The 4,382-nt window shown below is 51.2% G+C and carries 7 protein-coding genes and 1 tRNA gene; 5 read left to right on the plus strand and 3 right to left on the minus strand.

The annotated features are described in order from the left end of the window. Positions 1-380, plus strand: a 380-nt coding sequence (locus tag HPY90_RS15035) for a transposase (RefSeq protein ID WP_287195692.1), incomplete at its 5' end; no start/stop codon positions are given. 499 nt (positions 381-879) lie between these two features. On the opposite strand, the gene HPY90_RS15040 is transcribed toward HPY90_RS15035, so the two are convergent. Together HPY90_RS15040 and HPY90_RS15045 are read right to left on the minus strand one after the other, a co-directional pair. Continuing rightward, positions 880-1,191 carry a hypothetical protein gene (locus HPY90_RS15040; RefSeq protein WP_287195694.1) on the minus strand — a complete coding sequence of 104 codons (312 nt, stop codon included), beginning with the start codon at positions 1,189-1,191 and terminating at the stop codon, positions 880-882. A gap of 118 nt (positions 1,192-1,309) precedes the next feature. Next, positions 1,310-2,047, minus strand: coding sequence for a hypothetical protein (locus HPY90_RS15045; protein ID WP_287195696.1), 738 nt, complete (start codon positions 2,045-2,047; stop codon positions 1,310-1,312). 158 nt (positions 2,048-2,205) lie between these two features. Here HPY90_RS15045 and HPY90_RS15050 point away from each other — a divergent pair, with 158 nt between their 5' ends. From HPY90_RS15050 to HPY90_RS15065, 4 genes are all read left to right on the plus strand, one after another. After that, on the plus strand, positions 2,206-2,427 hold the full coding sequence (locus HPY90_RS15050) for a helix-turn-helix domain-containing protein (protein WP_287195698.1): 222 nt from the start codon (positions 2,206-2,208) through the stop codon (positions 2,425-2,427). 207 nt (positions 2,428-2,634) lie between these two features. Next, on the plus strand, positions 2,635-2,835 hold the full coding sequence (locus tag HPY90_RS15055; RefSeq protein WP_287195700.1) for a hypothetical protein: 201 nt from the start codon (positions 2,635-2,637) through the stop codon (positions 2,833-2,835). A gap of 153 nt (positions 2,836-2,988) precedes the next feature. Next, positions 2,989-3,357: a tyrosine-type recombinase/integrase gene (locus HPY90_RS15060; protein ID WP_287195702.1), complete on the plus strand. Its 369-nt coding sequence runs from the start codon at positions 2,989-2,991 to the stop codon at positions 3,355-3,357. A 56-nt stretch (positions 3,358-3,413) separates the two neighbouring features. After that, a complete protein-coding gene (locus tag HPY90_RS15065) occupies positions 3,414-4,169 on the plus strand; it encodes a site-specific integrase (protein ID WP_287195703.1) in 756 nt (251 codons plus the stop codon). Between the two features lie 97 nt (positions 4,170-4,266). Here HPY90_RS15065 and HPY90_RS15070 read toward each other — a convergent pair. Beyond that, a tRNA-Trp gene (locus HPY90_RS15070) sits at positions 4,267-4,342 on the minus strand. Positions 4,343-4,382: the final 40 nt, after the last annotated feature.

Consider the following 4,382-nt stretch of genomic DNA (forward strand, 5'->3'; position numbering starts at 1 on the left):
ATGCCGGTTACTTTAGCGAAAAGAATCTGGAAGAACTGGCCAGGCGTCGGATCGAAGCCTTGATCCCCCCTGACAAGATAAAGCACAGCCAGTGGCGAAATGCCTCCTCCCCAAGAGGAAGGATCCCTAAAAACTATACCCTGAAGGACCGCATGCGCCGGAAACTGAGGACCAAAAGGGGAAGGGCCCGTTACAAATTGAGGCAGACCTCGGTTGAACCTGTCCTGGGTCAGATCAAGGAGGGGCGGGGCTTAAGGCAGTTCCTTTTGCGCCGCCTTGCTAAAGTGCGCTCTTCCTGGCGCTTCGAGTGTGCTGTACACAACCTGATCAAGCTTTTTAGAGCTGGAATCAGGTTCCGGCCGGCGTTTTCCGGAACCTGAAAGGAATCTCTCCCTGACCGGCGGCAGTTTCCGCCATTTCCGGTTGTCAAAGAGCTTTTTGCTTGCTCAATAAACCTTATTACTAACACGGGCTGCTAGGTGGCGGTTTCGCATACTGCCAAGTATGCAGCGCGGGTCAGGTTCGGAGAAGTCCTAGAGATTGAAAATCTGGAGAGTTTTTGGAATACTTGTATACGAATTCCTTTCGGTAAGCTTGTCGTTTTTTCGCAGTGGTTTCCATGCGGTTTACCCAACCTTTCCTGGGTCAAACCAGGGCCACTCAAAAAGACGGGATACCCGTACCCACCCATTCCGAAAGCCTTTATAAAGCCTTTATTTTGGCCTGAGAAGGGCGTATCTCCCCAGCAGGTAATTATATATTACTCTCCTTTTTTTGCTCAATACAGGCAAAATATGTGCTTTCTTTTCGTGATGCTACACAATACGCCTGCGTCAAATTGGGAAAGGACGAAGGCCGGGTCTATGCCCGGCCCCGGTTTTATTCCCCGCTCGCAGCCATAGCCATCAGGACCAGTCGCAAACCATCGAAGAAGCCACGCTTGTAGGCCTTCCCCCGTACTATGGCGATTTCGAAATTATAAGTTTCTTCAATCTGGCTGTACAAGCGGTAAGCATCCCCCTGGCCGAGTTTTTCCTTTAGCTCTTCGTAGGCGTCTTGGCGTTTCCTGTCGAGCCCTTCTGCGTTCGCTAGCAGGGAAACATCTTCTACCCGCAAATAAACAAGCTCCTCGAACGCTTCAGTAAAATCCTTTGCCAAAGCTGTCTGTTCCCGATCTGCATTCACCTTCACTCTTTTTTACCCCCTTTCGGCAGGAATTTTTAATGTGCCCGTCAAATAACCACCTGGGGAGCAGGACGGGCCTCGGAAACCTCACCTGCTCCCCGAGGGCCTGGGTAATCACCCAGGCCTATCCCACCTTCACCGCAAACCAGCCGTAGTCTCCCTCTTTGTACCTGACGTTTATCACCTCCCCCACGCTGCCTGCCAGCTTCTTGCCTGCTCCGTTCTTGCCGAACACCGCCACCTTCTCACCGTCCCCGGTTTCGCACCAGGCCCTGATGGTGCCTTCGGACTTCCCCGGCCTGGCCTCCAGGACCCTGACTTTTGCTTCCTTCAGGCCGTTGCCGTTCTGCTTTTCCTGCTCCTGCGGGGGCTGCTCCTGGGGGATTTCCCCCTTCAGGCCGTTGATGAAGTTTGCCAGGGCCTGCTCCTTCCGGTCCTCCTGCGGCCTCTCCTGCTCCTGGAGCACCGCTTCGATTACCGCCTGGTTCCCGGCCTGGATTCCTGCGGCCAGGAGGTTCAGGAGGGTTGTTGCCGTCCGGTGCTCGTACCTTGACCTCTCCAGCCTTGCCTCAAGCTCCACCAGTTCACTCCGCATTTCCTTGAGGTACTTCTCCGAATCCTGCCACCATGCATCCTGCGCCAGCCGCCTGGCGATTTCGGCCTTCCTCGCCTCCTCGTTCGGGAACCTCTTCTTGCCGTCCCCGTTCGTCTCGTTCGCCACCTCTCCGGCGATTTCCGCTTCCCTTTGGCTCCGGAGGGCGAGCAACTCGTGGAGGGCCTGCTTCTTGCTTGCCAGCTCCAGCGTAAGCCTTTCGATTTCCCCCGGCAGGACCTTCGCCTGCGCCACCAGATTCGCCAACATGGTATCAGCCTCCCTTGAATCTTGTGTGGATAGCAACCAGCATTGTGTTGCTTCTTGCCTTCATAATACCACATACCTTCCTCCTCGTCAACACCTTTTTGCCGATTGCAGAAAACTTTTTGTTGTGTTACAATTGCAGAAAGAAGGAGGGAAGCAACATGATAGAATTCCGAGTCCATCTAAAGATGGCAGAAAAGAAGTGGCGAATCAAAGACCTTGCCGAACATGCGAACATAGGCAGGGACACCGTAAGCAGGTACTACCATGGGAGGGTTTCAGCGATTGAGGTGGATGTCCTCAACAAAATCTGTAAGGCCCTCAACTGCCAGCCCGGTGATTTACTAGTTTACGTCCCGGAGGAAAAGGAGGACGGCGAATGAAAGGTTTCTGGCGCGAATACGGTTGGTGTTGCCTCCGTCGCTGGCAGGAATTCTCCTGGTAGCGTTTTTAGCAGCGAAACTGCTTTAGGAGGGAGACGATGGGAAGGGAGAATGAATAATAGTTGAATGGATTAAGATTAACAGGCGTTCCTGCACGCCGGAACAGTTTCAATAACTTTTGCGAACCGACAGATTGGAGGTAGAAAAATGACACCTGAACTGATAGGAGAATTGATAGGAGAATCAATACCTATTGCTATCCTGCTTTTGTTTATTGTGCGTAAGGGGTTTAAGCCCTATAGCAGATCCGGTGCTATCGCCTTTGCCGCTATTAGCGCTGTAATAGCTTGCGCATTTTTCTCAAGTGTTGATCTCTCTGAACCTATTTCAAACAACTTATTTATTTAAAGCTTTCGTAGTGTTTTTGGTTATAGCTATCTTCGGTAAGGTAAAACCAAAATATAAGCAGAAGAGAATGTTTAAGGAAAAAGGGAACAGCGAATGGAGCTTGCGTAAGGGAACGCGGCTGGCTGATACCGCAAAGTTTAGGGAGGAAGAACAATGAGGGGAAGTATCAGAAAACAGGGAAAGGACTCCTGGAGAATCACCATCAGCCTGGGGTGGAATGAGGCTAAAAAAAGGTACGACAAATACCAGGAGACGGTTAAGGGATTAAAGAGAGAGGCGGAAGCGCGGCTTGCCGAACTGATTACCCAATTTAAGAAGGGTATCAACATTAATCCTGAAAAGATAACCTTTGGAGAATACCTGGACAGATGGCTTAACGACTATGGGAGAACCAACCTTGCGCCGCGCACCCTGGAGAGCTACATTTCTATCATTGAACACCACCTGAAGCCGGAACTTGGGCATATTCCTCTAGCCAAACTATCACCGCGCACTTACGGGAGTTTTACTCCAAGTCCCTGAAGGAGGGGCGGAAGGATGGCAAGAAAACGAAGGGGACGGGCCTCACCGCGAACACAGTGAGGCACTTCCACAGGCTGATACACCTGGCGTTAAACCAGGCGGTAAAATGGGAACTTGTAAGCCGGAATGTGGCGGACGCGGTTGACCCACCGAAGCAGGCCAGCGAACTGGATGAAGAAGCCAGGGACATGGTATTCCTCGATGAAGAGGAAATCGAGACCCTGCTTAACGGCATAAAAGGAACCTATCTCTACCTACCGGCATATATCGCCATCAACACCGGGATGAGGATGGGAGAGGTCCTCGGTCTGCGCTGGCAGGACATAGACTTCAAGCGGGAGACGTTGACGATAAGGCAGACCCTGCAAACCGTTAACAGGGAGATAAGAATCCGGCCAAAAGCGAAGACCAAAGGTAGCCAGAGAACGATAGACCTGCCGAAGAATCTAATCCGGGAGTTGAAGAAACACCGGCTGGAACAGAAGAAGAACATGCTTGCCTTTGGCGAACTGTACCAGAAGCAGTATGACCTGGTATGCTGCAGAGAGGACGGATCACCCATCAAGTCAACCTCATTTGGCAGCTACTTCGTAACAATGGCGAAGCGTTGCGGCTTAGAAATATCCTTCCACACCTTACGCCACACCCACGCCAGCCTTTTGATTAAGGCAGGAGTGCACCCCAAGGTTATTTCTGAAAGGCTGGGACATTCAAACATCGGCATTACAATGGACTTATACGGCCACCTCATGCAGGGTATGCAGAAGGAAGCTGCTGACAAGATTGACGAGATTATGGCGGGGATAAACTGACCTGAAATTATTTTCTCAACTTTTTCTCAAATTCCCCTTAGAAACTGAAAATGGCAAGTGCTTCCAGCCCCGGAAGCCTTGCCATTATTGATTTTTCTGGCAGGGGAGACAGGACTCGAACCTGCAACCAACGGATTTGGAGTCCGCTACTCTACCAATTGAGCTACTCCCCTGCAGTTTTACCGTGTATAATTATAGCGTAAAGAAAAAAAG

Origin of the sequence: Syntrophothermus sp. (genome assembly GCF_013314835.1) — a bacterium.
In the GTDB taxonomy this organism is placed as follows: Bacteria; Bacillota; Syntrophomonadia; order Syntrophomonadales; family Syntrophothermaceae; genus Syntrophothermus; species Syntrophothermus lipocalidus.

What these genes read in the sequence shown, in the direction of transcription:
- HPY90_RS15045 (WP_287195696.1), bottom strand. Translation starts at nt 2,047, where the DNA reads ATGTTGGCGAATCTGGTGGCGCAGGCGAAGGTCCTGCCGGGGGAAATC.
- HPY90_RS15050 (WP_287195698.1), top strand. Translation starts at nt 2,206, where the DNA reads ATGATAGAATTCCGAGTCCATCTAAAGATGGCAGAAAAGAAGTGGCGA.
- HPY90_RS15055 (WP_287195700.1), top strand. Translation starts at nt 2,635, where the DNA reads ATGACACCTGAACTGATAGGAGAATTGATAGGAGAATCAATACCTATT.
- HPY90_RS15060 (WP_287195702.1), top strand. Translation starts at nt 2,989, where the DNA reads ATGAGGGGAAGTATCAGAAAACAGGGAAAGGACTCCTGGAGAATCACC.